The sequence below is a fragment of the Pandoraea oxalativorans genome (assembly GCF_000972785.3).
GTDB lineage: Bacteria > Pseudomonadota > Gammaproteobacteria > Burkholderiales > Burkholderiaceae > Pandoraea > Pandoraea oxalativorans.
On the sequence record NZ_CP011253.3, the window covers coordinates 4,519,140 to 4,535,909 of the forward strand.

The 16,770-nt window shown below is 65.2% G+C and carries 11 protein-coding genes; 9 read left to right on the top strand and 2 right to left on the bottom strand.

Annotated features, from left to right (window positions below; all coding sequences use genetic code 11):
* The first annotated feature begins 212 nt into the window (after positions 1-212).
* The 4 genes from MB84_RS19870 to aroG all read left to right on the top strand — a co-directional run bounded on the left by MB84_RS19870 (position 213) and on the right by aroG (position 8,707).
* Positions 213-4,709 (top strand): YhdP family phospholipid transporter, encoded by a 4,497-nt coding sequence (locus MB84_RS19870; RefSeq protein ID WP_046293013.1) that lies wholly within the window; start codon positions 213-215, stop codon positions 4,707-4,709.
* A gap of 74 nt (positions 4,710-4,783) precedes the next feature.
* Complete coding sequence (locus MB84_RS19875) at positions 4,784-5,641, top strand: carbon-nitrogen hydrolase family protein (protein WP_046293014.1); 858 nt, start codon at positions 4,784-4,786, stop codon at positions 5,639-5,641.
* A gap of 99 nt (positions 5,642-5,740) precedes the next feature.
* Entirely contained in the window at positions 5,741-7,201 is a 1,461-nt protein-coding gene (tldD, locus tag MB84_RS19880; RefSeq protein ID WP_046293015.1) for a metalloprotease TldD, read from the top strand.
* Positions 7,202-7,633: 432 nt separating this feature from the next.
* Positions 7,634-8,707 (top strand): 3-deoxy-7-phosphoheptulonate synthase AroG, encoded by a 1,074-nt coding sequence (gene aroG / locus MB84_RS19885; RefSeq protein WP_046293016.1) that lies wholly within the window; start codon positions 7,634-7,636, stop codon positions 8,705-8,707.
* A gap of 104 nt (positions 8,708-8,811) precedes the next feature.
* Here the strand turns inward: aroG and MB84_RS19890 are convergent, their stop codons facing one another.
* Positions 8,812-9,375 (bottom strand): cob(I)yrinic acid a,c-diamide adenosyltransferase, encoded by a 564-nt coding sequence (locus MB84_RS19890; RefSeq protein WP_046293017.1) that lies wholly within the window; start codon positions 9,373-9,375, stop codon positions 8,812-8,814.
* 307 nt (positions 9,376-9,682) lie between these two features.
* On the opposite strand from MB84_RS19890, the gene MB84_RS19895 reads away from it, so the two are divergent.
* Genes MB84_RS19895 through glcE form a run of 4 tightly spaced genes read left to right on the top strand, consistent with a single transcriptional unit; the run spans position 9,683 to position 14,609 of the window.
* Positions 9,683-11,104 carry an FAD-binding oxidoreductase gene (locus MB84_RS19895; RefSeq protein ID WP_046293018.1) on the top strand — a complete coding sequence of 474 codons (1,422 nt, stop codon included), beginning with the start codon at positions 9,683-9,685 and terminating at the stop codon, positions 11,102-11,104.
* Positions 11,105-11,111: 7 nt separating this feature from the next.
* Entirely contained in the window at positions 11,112-12,656 is a 1,545-nt protein-coding gene (locus tag MB84_RS19900; RefSeq protein WP_046293019.1) for an FAD-linked oxidase C-terminal domain-containing protein, read from the top strand.
* 1 nt (position 12,657) lies between these two features.
* Positions 12,658-13,527, top strand: coding sequence for an ion transporter (locus tag MB84_RS19905; protein WP_046293020.1), 870 nt, complete (start codon positions 12,658-12,660; stop codon positions 13,525-13,527).
* Positions 13,527-14,609 (top strand): glycolate oxidase subunit GlcE, encoded by a 1,083-nt coding sequence (gene glcE / locus MB84_RS19910; protein ID WP_046293021.1) that lies wholly within the window; start codon positions 13,527-13,529, stop codon positions 14,607-14,609. Before MB84_RS19905 ends, glcE begins: the two co-directional genes overlap by 1 nt.
* Before the next feature lie 22 nt (positions 14,610-14,631).
* Here the strand turns inward: glcE and MB84_RS19915 are convergent, their stop codons facing one another.
* Positions 14,632-16,158, bottom strand: a complete 1,527-nt coding sequence (locus MB84_RS19915) for an aminotransferase-like domain-containing protein (protein WP_084010069.1) — start codon at positions 16,156-16,158, stop codon at positions 14,632-14,634.
* A 233-nt stretch (positions 16,159-16,391) separates the two neighbouring features.
* Here MB84_RS19915 and MB84_RS19920 point away from each other — a divergent pair, with 233 nt between their 5' ends.
* The gene (locus MB84_RS19920; RefSeq protein ID WP_046293022.1) at positions 16,392-16,754 is read left to right on the top strand and encodes a hypothetical protein; all 363 of its coding nucleotides are present in this window, start codon (positions 16,392-16,394) and stop codon (positions 16,752-16,754) included.
* Positions 16,755-16,770: the final 16 nt, after the last annotated feature.

Consider the following 16,770-nt stretch of genomic DNA (forward strand, 5'->3'; position numbering starts at 1 on the left):
GCATATCGCGAGTAGGACTGAATATCGATCGGGATTTCGGATGAACTCACTGGCGGGGTTCCGGTCTGCAATGAGAATGAAGAGACTTTCGCATGCTTACCCGGGCGTGATGAAACGCCGGATCACACGCTACGGCCGGCCATCGGAGGGCCTTGGGCTTGTGTTACAGTCTTTGCCACAGAAACTACCACATTCCCTCGTAGACGCGCAGCATGACCGACCGTAAGCCGCCCGCCTCGCCCACCGCGACCCGGTCCTGGTTCTCGTCACTGCCGCGTGGCTTGCGACTGGGTCTGGAATGGCTGCTGGCGCTCGTCGTCATCGTCTATTTCGGTCTTGGCGCAGTCATCCTCGCGACCCGGTACGTCATCCTTCCCCGTGTGTCCGACTATCGCCCCCAAATCGAGGCGGCCGCCACGCGCGCCATCGGCTTGCCGGTCACGATCGGGCGCATCGACGCGGACTGGCGCGGCTGGCACCCCTACCTGACGCTGGAAGACGTGCGCATCACGCCCCCGGCGCAAGGCACCCCGCCCAAGGCGTCGACGATTGCCCGCGTGGTCGCACCGTTGCATTGGAACAGGACCGCCAGCGCTTCGGCAGCTTCGGCAGCTTCGGCGGCTTCAGCCGCATCTGCCAGTGCCGTGCCCGCTTCCGCTGCTTCCGCTGCTTCCGCCGCTCCCGCCGCTTCCACGGACAGTCCGCCGGTGAGCTACGCCCCGCCCGGCGCGCCGCCGCCCGTGGAACCGAGCCTCACGCTGCACCGGCTCGAGGCCGTGCTCTCCTGGAGCAGCCTGATCCACTTCGACTTGCGTTTGTCGAATCTCACGCTGCACGAGCCGGATGTCACCATCGAGCGCCGCGCCGACGGCGCCATCCTCGTCGCCGGGATGCCAGTGACGGGCAGCGGCAAGACGAGCGACACGCAGGGGGCAGACTGGATCATGCGTCAGGCGCGCGTCGTGGTCCGCAACGGCACCGTGCGCTGGCGCGACGCCACGCGCGACGTGCCCGAGGCGGTCGTCACGCAGGTCAACGCCATGCTGCGCAATCGCGGCTTCGAACACCGCTTCGGCATGCAGGCGAACCCGCCGCAAGGGATCGTCGCGCCGCTCGATATTCGCGCGCGCTTCACCAATCCGCTGTTTGCCCGCCCCGGCGAAATCAAACGCTGGCGCGGCCAGATCTACAGCGAAGTCGGCACACTCGACCTGTCCGAGCTGGCGCGTTACGTCGACCTGCCGGGCAAGGACTCGCGTGGCAATGTGGCGGCACGGGCCTGGGTCGACTTCGACAATGGCGTGATCACCGGCGCGACGCTACGCGCAGCGGGGACCAATACGTCGGCGCAACTGGCGGACAACCTCCCGCCGCTGACCTTCGACGCCACGCAAGGCCGTATCGACGTCACCCGTATCGGTGCGCAGCCCGACGCGGGCTGGAACCTGCGCGTACGGGAACTCACCTTGCAGGCGGCCGGACGACCGACGCTCGACGTCCCGGACCTGAGCGCCAAATACCTACCTGCCAGCGACGATCAGGGCTTGCAAGTCGCGATCACCGGTCAGCGCTTCGACATCGGTGCCGCGATGGCGCTCGTGCCGTCGCTGCCCATCGACGCCCCGACCCGCGACACGCTCGCCAGCTTCCGTCCGCGCGGACGACTCGCCCGCTTCGACGTCAGCTATCAGGCGCCCAAGCCCCACGGGCCGGGCAACTGGCGCGATCTGCCAGGCATCAAGCAACTCCCGCCCGAGCGCGACCGTTACCGTGTCGTCGCCGATTTCGAGAGCCTGGGCATCGACAGTGCGCCGAGCCAGCATCCGCCTGCGCGGCCGAACTCGCCGAATGCAGGACGTCCCGGCTTCGCGAACCTGAGCGGTCATATCGACGCGGATCAATCGCGCGGCAGCCTCACGCTCAATTCGAAGAACGCCACGCTGGACTTCCCCGGTCGCTTCGACCAGCCGCGCCTCGACCTCGATACGCTCACGGCACGCACGTCGTGGCGCGTGTCGCACCCGGCCGCGAAGCGCGACGCCCCGGCGAACGTGCAGGTGCGTGTCGATGCCGCGCATCTGCAAAACGCCGAATTGACGGGCGACGTGAGCGGTACGTGGCAGAACGGCGGCAAGGGCAACGGCATCGTCGATCTGAAGGGCAATATCGTGCGCGCGAACGCCAACGCCGTGCCGCGCTACCTGCCCACCGATATCGGCGCGGGCGTGCGCGACTATCTGCAACGTGCGCTGCTGGCCGGGACCGTGCAGAACGCGCCGTTCGCAGTGCAGGGCGATCTCGAAGACTTCCCGTACGGTCGCGGCGGCGGCAAGTTCCGTATCGACATCCCGCTCGTGGACGTGACGTTCAATCCGTCGCCGCTGCGCCCGGGTCATACCGAAGTCTGGCCCGCGTTCGAGAAGGTGCGCGGCAATCTTCGCTTTGACGCCGACAAGTTGCACATCGCCATCGATAGCGGCTCGGTGTACGGCGTGACGCTCACGCAGGTACAGGGCGACATCAACGACATCGGGCAGGACGACTCCACGCTCACGCTCAAGGGCGATGCGCGCGGACCGGCGGCGGACTTCGTCAAATATCTGAATACCAGCCCCGTGGGGCACTGGATCGGCGACTTCACCGACGAGACGCGCGCGAACGGCAACACGCAGCTCGCCATGCAATTGTCGATGCCGCTCGATCACACCGACCGCTCGAAAGTCACCGGGCGCGCGCGCTTCCTGCGCAACGACGTGACGCTCATCAACGGACTGCCGACGTTCGGCGCGGTCGATGGCGAACTGGCGTTCACCGAGCGCGGCATCTCGCTCGACAACTTGCGCGGCACGTTCCTGGGCGGCGACGTGCGCGCGTCGGGCGGCAGTCGCGACGACGGCACCATCGTCCTGAACGTCAACGGTCAGATGAGCGCGCAAGGCCTGCGCGAGAATCGCGAGAACGCCACGCTGGCGCAACTGGCCAAGCGCATGACGGGCAGCACGCCCTATACGGCGACGGTGACGGTGCGTCAGGGCATGACGGATCTGGCGGTGCAGTCCACGCTGGCCGGTCTCGCCGTGAACCTGCCCGCGCCGCTGGGCAAGAGCGCCGAGACGTCGCTGCCCGCGCGCTTCACCATGCGTCCGCAGATGAATCCGGGAGGACGCCGCACCGACACGCTCGACTTTGCCGTGGGCAGCGTGCAAGGCAACTACGTTCAGCAACGTAGCGGCACGAATGGCACGAATGGCGGACGTGTGGAAGTGCTGCGCGGCGGCATCGGCATCAACCAGCCCGTGCCCGCCCCGCGCGAAGGCGTGCAGGCAAGCGCCCAGTTCGATACGCTCGACGTGGATGCGTGGCGCAGCGTGATCGCGTCGCTCAGCAGCACCGCCACCACACCCGTCAAGCCCGGCACACAGGCTACGCCCCCCGCCCCTGCCACGACGGCTGCTGCCGCGCGCGACGAATTCGGTGCCATCACGCCGTATCTGCCAACGCGTCTCGCCCTGCATGCGAAGCAGGTTCGCCTGTTGTCGCGTCAGTGGCCCGAACTGGTGGTAGGCGCGCAGCGTAACGACCGCGACTGGCAGGTGAGCCTCGCGTCGGAACTCGTCTCCGGATTTGCCGAGTGGCACGCACCGGACGAGAAGAACCCGTCGGGCGCGATCCGTGCGCGTCTCGCTAAACTCGTGATTCCGCGCGAAGACCACGGCAGCGACGTCCTCACGCAAGTGCTCGATGAACCGAGCGACGAATTCCCCGCCATCGACGTCGTCGCCAACGATTTCGTGCTGCGCGACAAGCCGCTCGGCCGTCTGCAACTCAACGCGCACAACGACACCGAGGACGGTATGCCCGTCTGGCAACTCACCAAGCTGTCGCTGAGCAACAGCGCCGCCACGCTGGATGTGAAGGGCAACTGGCGCACGTCGCGCCGTCGCGCCGCCGCGGCAGCCGCAGCAGGCAAGGACGACGACGACGTGCCGCGCCGCACGGTGCTCGACTTCAATCTCGACGTGAAGGACGGCGGTGGTCTGCTCGACCGTCTGGGCCTGCCCAAGACGCTCAAGGACGGCTCCGGCACCGTCTCCGGTCGCTTCGGCTGGCGCGGCGGCCCCGACGCCATCGACTACCCGACGCTCGGCGGGCGCGTGGCCATCGAACTCAAGCGCGGGCAGATCCTGAAGGCCGATCCGGGGCTGGCGAAGCTGCTGGGCATTCTGTCGGTTCAGACGCTCGCCAAGATCCTGACCTTCGACTTCAACAGCGTGATCGGCAGCGGTCTGCCGTTCGACAGCATCAACGGCAACGTCGCGATGCAGGGCGGCGTGGCGAACACCAGCGATCTGACGATCAACGCCAACGCAGCGACCATCAAGATCGATGGCCACACCGACCTCGCGCGCGAGACACAGGATCTGAACGTGCTGGTGCTGCCGAAGATCAACGCGGCGTCGGCGTCGCTGGCGTGGGCGATCATCAACCCGGCGCTGGGCATCGGCTCGTTCTTCGCGCAACTGGCGCTGGGCGATCAGCTCTCGCGCACACTCTCGACGACGTATCACGTCACCGGCTCCTGGGACAATCCGGTCATCGGACAGGCCACCGGCAATAAGAGTAAGATCGATGCATCCCCGGAAACCCGGCCGGAAGCACGCAATAGCGCCTCGGGCATCGCGTCCCAAGCCGGTATGCGCGGCAACTGAGCCCCGCCGGAAGACCGACAGCCACCCTGCGACGACCCGGCGACAACCATTACCGCCCCCAACATCAGCGATCCATGACGAGCCCCGATACGAAGTCAACCGCCCAGCCCGCCCCGACCGGCGCGCCCGTTCGCGTGGCTGCCGCGCAAATGGTGAGCGCGCCCGACGTCGACCGGAACCTGCGTGAAGCCGCCCGTCTGGTGGCCGAAGCAGCGCACGCCGGGGCCGAACTGGTGTTGCTGCCGGAGTATTTCTGCTACATGGGCCAGCGCGACACCGACAAGCTGGCACTGCGCGAAACGCCGGGCAGTGGCCCGATTCAGGACTTTCTGGCGGAAACGGCACGCCGCTACGGTGTCTGGCTGATCGGCGGCACGCTGCCGCTGGCCGCGCCGGAGCCCGAACGCGTGCTCAACACGACGCTGGTCTTCGCACCGGACGGCGCCCCCGCCGCGCGGTACGACAAGATCCACCTGTTCAACTTCGTCAAAGGCGAGGAAGCCTACGACGAAGCGCGCACCATTCGTCCCGGCGACGCCGTCCGTACGTTTGAAGCGCCGTTCGGGCGCGTAGGCCTGTCGGTGTGCTACGACCTGCGTTTTCCCGAGTTGTACCGGGCGATGGGCGACTGTACGCTCATGGTCGTACCCGCCGCCTTTACCTACACCACTGGCCGCGCGCACTGGGAATTACTACTGCGCGCGCGGGCCGTCGAGAACCAATGCTACGTGCTGGCGTCCGCGCAGGGCGGGCACCACGAGAACGGGCGGCGCACGTGGGGGCATTCCATGCTGATCGACCCGTGGGGCGAAATCGTCGCCCAGCGCGAAGCCGAAGGCGCTGGCGTGGTCGTGGGCGAGGTCGATCCGGCCCGGCTGGCCGGCGTTCGCCAGAGTCTGCCCGCCTGGCGTCACCGCGTGCTGCAGGGCTGACCGATATGCCTCGCACCCGCGCGCCGCGTTGATTTCGCCATGTTGACTTCGACGAATTCGCCCTCATCTACCGTATACATTTCCTTGGCCTGACACCGCATGAAAATCATCGACACCGGCATCCAGAACCTGGCCACGGCCCGCGAGCTGCTGCTCACGCCTTACGGCCTCGACGAAAGCCATCTGCAACGCGCGCTCGGCGACATCTTCACGCACCGTGTGGATTACGCCGATCTGTACTTCCAGTACACCCGCAGCGAAGCGTGGAGCCTGGAGGAAGGCATCGTCAAATCGGGTTCGTTCTCGATCGATCAGGGCGTGGGCGTGCGCGCCATCGTGGGCGACCGCACCGCGTTCGCCTACTCGGACGACATCTCCGAGATCGCACTCAAGGACGCCGCAGCGGCCACGCGCAGCATCGCCACGGCCGGACGCGGTCGCGTGAAGGTCGGCAGCAAACTGGCCAGCGCGACCGGCCACGGACTGTATCTGCCCTCCGATCCGCTCGCCTCGCTCGACGCCAACGGCAAGGTCGCGCTGCTCGAACGCATCGAGAAGCTCGCCCGTGCGCGAGATCCGCGTGTGTCGCAGGTCATGGCCGGGCTGGCCGGTGAATACGACGTCGTGCTCGTGGCCCGCAGCGACGGCGTGATCGCCGCCGACGTGCGCCCGCTCGTGCGCGTGTCCGTCACTGTCATCGTCGAATCGAACGGCCGTCGCGAAATCGGCAACAGCGGCGGCGGTGCCCGTCTCGACTACGCCTACTTCACCGACGAATTGCTCGAAAAGTACGTCAAGGAAGCGGTGGACGGCGCTATCGTCAAGCTCGACGCCCGCCCGGCACCGGCCGGTGCGATGACCGTCGTGCTTGGCCCGGGCTGGCCTGGCGTGCTGCTGCACGAAGCCATCGGCCACGGGCTGGAAGGCGACTTCAACCGCAAGGGCTCGTCGGCGTTTTCAGGCCGTCTGGGCGAACGCGTAGCGGCCAAGGGCGTCACGGTGGTGGACGACGGCACGCTGTCGAACCGCCGTGGCTCGCTGAACATCGACGACGAGGGCAACCCGACGCAGTGCACCACGCTCATCGAAGACGGCATTCTGAAGGGCTACATGCAGGACAGCCTGAATGCCCGCCTGATGAAGATGCCGGTCACGGGCAACGGCCGTCGCGAGTCGTACGCCGCCCTGCCGATGCCGCGCATGACCAACACTTACATGCTCGGCGGTGACAAAGACCCCGAGGAAATCATCAAGTCGGTCAAGCACGGGCTGTACGCAGTGAACTTCGGCGGCGGTCAGGTCGACATCACCAACGGCAAGTTCGTGTTCTCGATGTCCGAGGCGTACATGATCGAGGACGGCAAGATCACGTACCCGGTCAAGGGCGCGACGCTCATCGGCAACGGCCCGGAATCGCTCAAGGACGTCACCATGATCGGCAACGACATGGCGCTGGACTCGGGCGTGGGCGTATGCGGCAAGGAAGGCCAGAGCGTGCCGGTGGGCGTGGGCCAGCCGACACTGCGCATCGAAAACATGACGGTCGGCGGTACGGCCTGATCGACACAGTTTGCGCACCGCAAAAAATGCGTAAAGCTTAGCAAAGCGCCCGGGTCAAACCGGGTGTTTTCGCATGTATTTCAAAAAACGTGATTTTTTGACGCAAAACAACGCGCAAAAATACGGTGATTCCGCGCGTTTTCCCACCGATTAGCGGCCCCACGCGGTTGCAGCGTCATTCGATTAGGCGTATAAAGTTGTTTCTGTGCACGGCAAACCGCCTGCAAAGCAATGTCCAAGACATCCTTCATGACCGCCAATAAGTTTTACTTTTACTTTTTTGCGTATCTCACACCGCTGGCGGATGGAGAGGGACAGTTGCAGCAGTAAGCACCGAACGAATCCTGAAAAACCGCCAGCGAGTCTGGCGGTTTTTTTTTGACCCGAATCCCGAGAAACGAACCGCAGTCAGAACTGCCCAGGAGAAAAACCATGCCTCCCCACAACACCGATGATGTCCGTATTCGCGAACTCAAGGAACTGACGCCCCCGGCGCACTTGATTCGCGAATACCCGTGCTCGGAAAAGAGCGCGGATCTCATCCATCGCTCGCGTGGCGCCATTCACCGCGTGCTGCACGGCATGGAAGACCGTCTGGTCGTCATCATCGGCCCGTGCTCGATTCACGACCCGAAGGCTGCGCTGGAATACGCGGCGCGTCTGGTCGAGCAACGCGAACGTCTGAAGGGCGAGCTGGAAATCGTGATGCGCGTGTACTTCGAGAAGCCGCGCACGACGGTGGGCTGGAAGGGTCTGATCAACGACCCCCACATGGACAACAGCTTCAAGATCAACGACGGCCTGCGTCTGGCGCGCGAACTGCTCGCCCAGATCAACGAGATGGGCTTGCCCGCCGGCACGGAATACCTCGACATGATCAGCCCGCAGTACATCGCCGATCTCGTGTCGTGGGGCGCCATCGGCGCACGCACCACGGAATCGCAGGTGCACCGCGAACTTGCGTCGGGCCTGTCGTGCCCGGTCGGCTTCAAGAACGGCACCGACGGTAACGTGAAGATCGCCGTGGACGCCATCAAAGCCGCATCGCAGCCGCACCATTTCCTGTCGGTGACGAAGGGCGGTCACTCGGCCATCGTGTCGACCGCAGGCAATGAAGACTGCCACCTGATTCTGCGCGGCGGCAAAGCACCGAACTACGACGCCGCCAGCGTGCAGACCGCCTGCGACGACATCGCCAGGCAGGGACTGGCCGCGCGCGTGATGATCGACGCATCGCACGCCAACAGCCAGAAGAAGCATGAGAACCAGATCCCGGTGTGCGACGACATCGCCCGCCAGATCGCCGGTGGCGACGACCGCATCATCGGCGTAATGGTCGAATCGCACCTCGTGGCCGGCCGTCAGGACCATGTGCCGGGCAAGGAACTGACCTACGGTCAGAGCATTACCGACGCCTGCATCAACTGGGAAGACAGCCTGAAGGTGCTCGACACGCTGGCCGACGCCGTGCGCGCCCGCCGCGTGGCACGTGGCGCTGGCAACTGATCGATATCAGTTAGCGACGACGCAAGCAAAGGGCGGCCGATGAACCATCGGTCGCCCTTTTTGCATCCTGCGATTGTCGTCAGCGGCGTGAGTGCCCGACGCGCTTACCCGGCTCCGCCAGACGTGCGCTCACGCTGCCAGAGCACGTCGCTCCCACCGCCTGCGCGGTTGAGCACACGGGCCAGCACGAACATCAGGTCGGACAAGCGATTGACGTATTGACGCGGGGCGGGCGCGACGGTCTCATCGGCCCCCAGCGCCACCATCGCCCGCTCGGCGCGGCGCGCCACCGTGCGCACCACGTGCGCGAGTGCTGCGGCGCGCGTGCCGCCCGGCAGAATGAATTCCTTCAGCGGCGGCAGCTCGGCGTTGTAGTGCGCCAGCCACTCGTCGAGCCTGGCCACCTGAGCGTCCGTCAGCAATGTGTGACGGGGCATGCTCAGTTCGCCGCCGAGATCGAACAGGTCGTGCTGAATATCGAGCAGCATGGCCCGCACGTCCTGCGGCAGGTCCTCGCACAGCAGCACGCCGATGTGCGAATTGGTCTCATCGATCTCGCCAATGGCGACGATGCGCAGGCTGAACTTGTCGATGCGTGCGCCGTCGCCCAGGCCGGTCTTGCCACCGTCACCGGTACGCGTGACGATCTTGCTCAAACGATTCCCCATCTTCTGGCACCTACCCCTTGCGGCACATCTTGCCCGCTGGCCCCTGTTCGGGCACCGGACGACCTGCCTTTTTGATTGAAATTGACCGCACTGCCATCGCCTGCCTGTTTTTCAGGCAATTCCGATGGCGCTGATACACGGCAAGTCCGTATGATATGACGCAAAGTGTGGGGAAAAACGCCGTCCCAGCGTAAAATCCCCGCTCATGAGGTGTCAGGGCGTGCACCGCGCGCCCGAGACCCCGCCCGATATGGTGTCCGCCTGCGCCCACCGGCGATGGCGGCCCGGAGACCCGAAGGAGAAAGCCGTGAATCATCCCCATCTGCCGTTCGCCGCCAAGCGTCCGTTCCCCGACGCCTTGCTCACCGAGTTGCAAGCCCTGCTGGGCGAGCGCGTGAGCACCAAGGAAGCGCTACGCGAACATCACGGCCGGGACGAGTCTCCGTTCGACCCGATGTTGCCCGACGCGGTCGCCTTCGCGCACAGCACGGAAGAGGTCTCGCAGATCGTCAAACTCTGTGCGAAATACAACGTCCCGATCATCCCCTACGGCGCGGGTTCGTCGCTCGAAGGTCATCTGCTCGCGGTCGAAGGCGGTTTGTCGCTCGATCTGTCGGAGATGAACCAGATCGTTTCGATCAACGCCGAGGACCTGACGGTCACCACTCAGCCCGGCATTTCGCGCAAGGCGCTGAACGAAGCGCTGCGCGACACGGGCCTCTTCTTCCCGATCGATCCGGGCGCGGACGCCAGCATTGGCGGCATGTGCGCCACGCGTGCCTCGGGCACCAATGCCGTGCGTTACGGCACGATGCGCGAGAACGTGCTGGCCCTGACCGTGGTGCTCGCCGACGGCCGCGTCATCCACACCGGCACGCGCGCACGCAAGTCGTCGGCCGGCTACGACCTCACGCGCCTGTTCGTGGGCAGCGAAGGCACGCTGGGCATCATCACCGAAGCGACGGTGCGACTCTATCCGCAGCCCGAAGCGGTCTCCGCGGCGATCTGCTCGTTCCCAAGCATGACGGACGCCGTGAACTGCACCATCCAAACGATCCAGTTGGGCGTGCCGGTTGCTCGCGTCGAATTCGTCGACGCGCTGGCCGTGCGGGCCATCAACAAGCACTCCAAGCTGGATCTGCCGGAAACGCAGACGTTGTTCTTCGAATTCCACGGCAGCGAAGCGGGCGTGCAGGAACAGGCGCAGACGGTCGAGGAACTGGCCAAGGACAATGGCGGCACCGGTTTCGAGTGGGCCACCCGCACCGAAGACCGCAACCGTTTGTGGAGTGCGCGCCACAGCGCCTACTTCGCGATGCTCCAGCTTCAGCCGGGCAGCCGCGCGGTGACGACGGACGTGTGCGTGCCGATCTCGCGTCTGGCCGAGTGTGTCGGCGAGACGGAAGAGGACCTGAAAGGCTCCTATCTGACGTGCCCGATCGTGGGCCACGTGGGCGATGGCAATTTCCACGTCGCGATTCTCATCGATCCGGACAAACCGACCGACATCGAAGAAGCCGAGCGCCTGAATCAGCGCATTGTCGAGCGTGCCATTCGCATGGGCGGCACCTGCACCGGCGAACATGGCGTCGGCCTGCACAAGATGGGCTTCCTCGCAACAGAACATGGCGAAGACGCCATCGACGTCATGCGCGCGATCAAGACATCGCTCGATCCGCACAATCTGCTCAATCCGGGCAAGATTTTCCGGTTGCGTGCTGCGGGCTGAGCGCCGCATGAACGCGCCCGTGACCCGGCAAGGCCAGCCCAACCCGTCCGGTGAAACGCCGACGGGCATCGCACCCATCGATGCCGAAGCGCTGGCGGCACGCCAGGGCCAGTTGCTCGACGCGCTCGCCAGAATCCTGCCGCCGCATTGCATCCTCCATCGCCGCGAGGACACCACGCCTTACGAGTGCGACGGCCTCGCCGCATATCGCCGCGTGCCGCTCGCGGTCGTGTTGCCAGAGTCCGAATCGCAGGTGCAGCGCATTTTGCAGGCGTGCCACCAGCTCGGCGTTCCGGTGGTGCCGCGCGGTGCGGGCACGAGTCTGTCCGGCGGTGCGATGCCGATCTCGGACGGTCTGGTGCTCTCGCTCGCGAAGTTCAAGAAAATCGTCGAGGTCGACCCCTATGCCCGCACGGCGACGGTGCAGCCGGGTGTTCGCAATCTCGCGATCTCGGAAGCCGCTGCGCCCTACGGGCTGTATTACGCGCCCGATCCGTCGTCGCAGATCGCCTGCACCATCGGCGGCAATATTGCGGAGAACTCCGGCGGCGTGCATTGCCTGAAGTACGGCCTGACCGTGCATAACGTGCTGCGAGTGCGTGCCATCACCATGTCGGGAGAAGCCATCGAATTCGGCTCGCTCGGCCCCGACGCGCCCGGACTCGATCTGCTGTCGGTCTTCATCGGCAGCGAGGGCATGTTCGGCGTCGTGACCGAAATCACCGTCAAGTTGATACCGAAAGCGCAGACGGCGCAGGTCATCATGGCGAGCTTCGACGACGTGGAGACCGGCGGCAACGCGGTCGCCGCGATCATCGCCGCAGGCATCATCCCTGCCGGGCTGGAGATGATGGACAAGCCCGCCACACAGGCCGTCGAGGAGTTCGTCCACGCGGGGTACGACCTGGATGCCGCCGCCATTCTGCTTTGCGAATCGGACGGCACGCCGGAAGAAGTCACCGAAGAGATCCTGCGCATCTCACACGTGCTGCGCACCTCGGGCGCGACGCGGTTGCAGATTTCGCGTAGCGAAGAAGAGCGCCTGCGCTTCTGGTCGGGGCGCAAGAACGCCTTTCCCGCCGCCGGGCGCATCTCGCCGGATTATTACTGCATGGACGGCACGATTCCACGCCGTGCGATTGGGACATTACTCAAACGCATCGAAGGTTTGGAACAACAATATGGGTTGCGCTGTATTAACGTCTTTCACGCCGGAGACGGCAATATGCATCCGCTCATTCTTTTCAACGGCAACGATCTGGACGAATGGCATCGCGCCGAGGCGTTCGGTTGCGACATTCTCGAGGCCTGCGTCGAACTCGGCGGCACGATCACGGGCGAACACGGCGTGGGCATCGAGAAGATCAACTCGATGTGCGTGCAGTTCTCGGCGCAGGAACGCGATGCGTTCTTCGGCGTGAAGCGCGCGTTCGATCCGGTCGGACTGCTCAATCCGGACAAAGGCATTCCCACGCGCGCGCGCTGTGCCGAATACGGCAAGCAGCACGTGCGCGGGGGACTGTTGCCGCACCCCGATCTGCCGAGGTTCTGACATGCGTGCGCTGTCGGAGTGGCTGCCGCACGATTGGCGGCAGCGTCTTTACATCATCATTTTCGAAGCCGACACGCGCGAAGGTCGGCTGTTCGACATCGCCCTGCTGATCGCCATCGTGCTGTCGGTGTTCACGGTGGTGGTGTCGAGCGTACCGGCGGTGCAGTCCACGATGCCGCTGCCGATGGCCATTCTCGAATGGTTCTTCACGCTGCTCTTCACGGCCGAGTACATTGCGCGACTGATCAGCGCGCATCGACCGATGCGCTACGCGCTGTCGTTCTACGGTCTCATCGATCTGCTCGCTATCCTGCCGACCTATCTGGCGATTCTCGTACCGGAGTTGCATGGGCTGATCGACGTGCGTCTGCTGCGACTGATGCGCGCCTTCCGGATTCTGAAGCTCACGGCCTACGTGAACGAGGCGGGTGTGCTGAGCATTGCGCTGTACAACGCGCGTCGCAAGATCCTCGTGTTTCTTGGGTTCATCTCGATCATCGTGGTGATCTTCGGCACGCTCATGCACATCATCGAAGGCCCCGAACACGGCTTTACCAGCATTCCGGTCGGCATCTACTGGGCCATTGTGACGCTGACGACGACCGGCTACGGCGACGTCGTGCCCGTCACCGGGCTGGGCAAGGCGATCACCGGGTTCGTGATGCTGCTGGGCTATAGCGTGATTGCAATTCCCACGGGCATCATGGGCGCGGAGATTCACTCGGCCATGCGTCGCACGACCGTGACCACGCGCACCTGCCCCCAGTGTCAGACCGAAGGACACGACCCCGACGCACGCTTCTGCAAGCATTGCGGCAGCGAACTCGGGCCTTACCAGACCGACTCCACACCGCCGCCCGAACCGAGCTGATGACCGACACGACCGACACCATCGAGCAATTCCGCGCCGTCATCGAACAAGCCACCGCGCGCCGCGCGCCGCTCCAGCTTCGCGGCGGCGGCACCAAAGCCTGGTACGGCCAGCAGCGTGTGGGGGAAGTCCTCGATACGCGTGCTTACAGCGGCATCGTTGCGTACGACCCGGCCGAGCTGGTCATCACCGCGCGTTGCGGTACTTCGCTGGCCGAGATTGAAGCCGCGCTTGCCGAGCGCAACCAGTTGTTACCGTTCGAGCCGCCCTACTTCGGCCCGGGCGCGACCGTTGGCGGGGCCGTCGCCGCCGGACTTGCAGGTCCGCGTCGCAGCGCGGTCGGATCGGTGCGCGATTTCGTGCTCGGCGCGAAGCTGATGGACGGCCGTGGACATGTGCTGAATTTCGGCGGACAGGTCATGAAGAACGTCGCCGGTTACGACGTCTCACGCATGCTCGCCGGCTCGCTCGGCACGCTGGGCCTGATTCTGGAAGTGTCGCTGAAGGTACTGCCGCAGCCGTTCGCGGAACTCACGCTGCAATTCGAGATGAACGCCATCGACGCGGTGCGCAAGCTCAACGAATGGGGCGGCCAGCCGCTGCCGATTACGGGCAGCGCGTGGCGCAGCGACCTGCTGGTGATTCGACTGGCGGGGGCGTCGGCGGCCATCAAGGCGGCGCGCGTAAAGATGGGCGGAGAACTGGTCGACGCCATTCACGCAGCCAAGTTCTGGCACGCCATTCGCGAGCAGACCGACAACTTCTTTGCCGATGCGGGGCCGGGACAGGCGTTGTGGCGTCTCGCGGTGCCGTCGACAGCGGAACCGCACCGTCTGCCGGGCAAGCAGCTCATCGAATGGGGCGGCGCGCAGCGCTGGTGGATTACAGACGCCGACGCGCAGATCGTGCGCTCGGCCGCGCGTCAGGATGGCGGACACGCCACGCTGTTCCGCTACGGCGAGCCGGGGGTGAGTGTCTTCACGCCGCTGCCTGCACCGGTCATGCGCATCCATCGGAATCTGAAAGCCGTGTTCGATCCCGCTGGCATCTTCAATCCGGGACGGATGTACCCCGAGTTCTGACAGGCGCGGTCGTTCGGTCGCGTCAGCCGGTGGCGTCCAGCAGTCGTACGACTTCGGATGCCAGCGTGCGTACGGCGCGGTCGACGTCGCGCGTGAACGGTTGTCCCCCGTTGATGCGCAGGAAGTTGTCGTAGCGCGACGAGTTGGAAAAGAGGCTGCCTGGCGCGACCCGGATGCCTTTCGCCAGCGCCGCGTCGAACAACTTTTCGGAACTCACGCTCCCCGGCATTTCCACCCACAGACTCAGGCCACCGGCGGGTTGCGTCAGACGTGTGCCCGCCGGGAAATACGTCGCGATCGCCTCTGCCATCGCCCCACGGTGTTCGCGTAACTGCACACGCAGACGTCGCAAATGACGGTCGAAACGCGGCGAATCCATGAACTCGCCCATCGCGATCTGCGCCAGCGCCTCGTTCGGACGCGTCTGTGCGTACTTCAGCATCTCCACCCGCCACTGCCATTTGCCACCGGCGATCCAGCCCAGACGCATGCCGGGCGCGAGCGTCTTGTGCAGCGACGCACAGTGAATCACGTTGCCCGTCGTGTCCCATGAGCGAATCGCGGCAGGAATGTTGCCGTCGTCGCCGAGCGCGGAGTAGGTATCGTCTTCGACGATGGCGATGCCGCGCGACTCCGCCCACTTCACCAGTTGCAGCTTGTGCGCGTCCGGCATGACGGAACCGAGCGGGTTCTGGAAATGCGGCACGACGATCACGGCCTTGATGTTGTCGTAGGTCTGGCTGGCCAGCTCCAGTGCATCGAGCGAAATCCCGGTTTGCGGACTCGTCGGAATTTCCAGCACGCGGATGCCCATGCTCTCCAGCGTTTGCAGCAGCGCGTAGTACGTGGGCGACTCGACTGCGACCACGTCACCGGCACTTGCCACGGCGCGCAGCGCGAGATTGATCGCCTCGATACATCCGTGCGTGACGACGATTTCGTCCGGATTGATGTTCATGCGCGCTTCGAGCGCACGACGGGCAATCGCCGAACGGAAACGCGCTTCGCCGCCGCCGGGGGGCGGGGTGCCGTAGAGCAGCGGGTGATCGCGCAGCGCGCGCATGGTCGCCTGCCGCAGTTCATTGACCGGATACAGAGACGGCGAGCCGTGCGCAACGGCGAGATTCACTTTGACGTCCGCCTGCAGCCCGCGCGCGAGGATCGACGACACGCGCTGATTGATCCCGACGTACTGCATCAGGTCGGGCACCCACGGACGCGGCTCGGCCACCGGCACGACACTCGCCCGTGCGGGCGTGCGCACGAAGTAGCCGGAACGCGGACGCGCTTCGAGCAGGCCCTGCGCTTCGAGATGACGACACGTCTGCAACGCCGTCGACAGACTGACCTGATGGCGTTCCATCAGCGCTCGCACGCTGGGCATGCGCGCACCCGGGGCGAGCGTGCCCGCTTCGATGGCGTGACGGTAGTGATCGCCCAGTTGGCGATAGAGCGGCGTGCGCTCTTCGGCGGCGGCAGACTGCGTCGTCGATTCATGTATCGACGCGGGCGCTAGGCCACGCGGCGCGGCGGCTGACGTCAAAGACATGGCGGGAGTCTCGTCGGAGACAGAGTGGTCGGGGAGGTTTGAGAGGGCGACGTCCATGCGCAGATGATCCGGCATCGAAAACCACCAGAACAGATACAGATTTGCCGATTCGGGATCGTAACAGATTGCGTCACGCCCATCTGTTACGGGCGAAACAGCGTGACTGTGTGCCTACCGGGGCTGCGCTGCGGCCGATACGCTGTAGTCGTCTGTTCACTGCACCGGAGTTCATCATGGCCAAGCCTTCTGTCACCCATCAGCCCACCCGGCCCGCCGACGTCTCGCTCGCGCCAGGCCAGTCGTTCCACGGGTACGTAAGCCAGGGCACGGTGCTTCACGTCGGGCAAGGGCGAGTCGTGCTCACGCCCGCGACGCGCTGGCTGGCCGACAGTGCCTGGCACACCGATGTCGCGCTGACAGCAGGTCACGTCTATGTCACGGAGACTGGCGGCTGGATCACGCTTGCGAGCGACGTCGGCGCGCGCATCGCGTGCCGGGAGGAAGTAGCGGCGTCACCGTCCGGCGTTGCGCCGCAACGCCCGGTGGCGGGACGTCTCGAACGCCTGTTCTGGCGATTCGGACTCCGCTTCCGGTAAATCTGCGGCAGGCGAT

Bases quoted from the DNA above. Each gene is read 5' to 3' on its own strand.
- MB84_RS19905 (WP_046293020.1), top strand. From the start codon at position 12,658: ATGCGTGCGCTGTCGGAGTGGCTGCCGCACGATTGGCGGCAGCGTCTT.
- aroG (WP_046293016.1), top strand. From the start codon at position 7,634: ATGCCTCCCCACAACACCGATGATGTCCGTATTCGCGAACTCAAGGAA.
- MB84_RS19870 (WP_046293013.1), top strand. From the start codon at position 213: ATGACCGACCGTAAGCCGCCCGCCTCGCCCACCGCGACCCGGTCCTGG.
- MB84_RS19915 (WP_084010069.1), bottom strand. From the start codon at position 16,158: ATGTCTTTGACGTCAGCCGCCGCGCCGCGTGGCCTAGCGCCCGCGTCG.
- MB84_RS19875 (WP_046293014.1), top strand. From the start codon at position 4,784: ATGACGAGCCCCGATACGAAGTCAACCGCCCAGCCCGCCCCGACCGGC.
- MB84_RS19890 (WP_046293017.1), bottom strand. From the start codon at position 9,375: ATGGGGAATCGTTTGAGCAAGATCGTCACGCGTACCGGTGACGGTGGC.
- tldD (WP_046293015.1), top strand. From the start codon at position 5,741: ATGAAAATCATCGACACCGGCATCCAGAACCTGGCCACGGCCCGCGAG.
- MB84_RS19920 (WP_046293022.1), top strand. From the start codon at position 16,392: ATGGCCAAGCCTTCTGTCACCCATCAGCCCACCCGGCCCGCCGACGTC.
- MB84_RS19900 (WP_046293019.1), top strand. From the start codon at position 11,112: ATGAACGCGCCCGTGACCCGGCAAGGCCAGCCCAACCCGTCCGGTGAA.
- glcE (WP_046293021.1), top strand. From the start codon at position 13,527: ATGACCGACACGACCGACACCATCGAGCAATTCCGCGCCGTCATCGAA.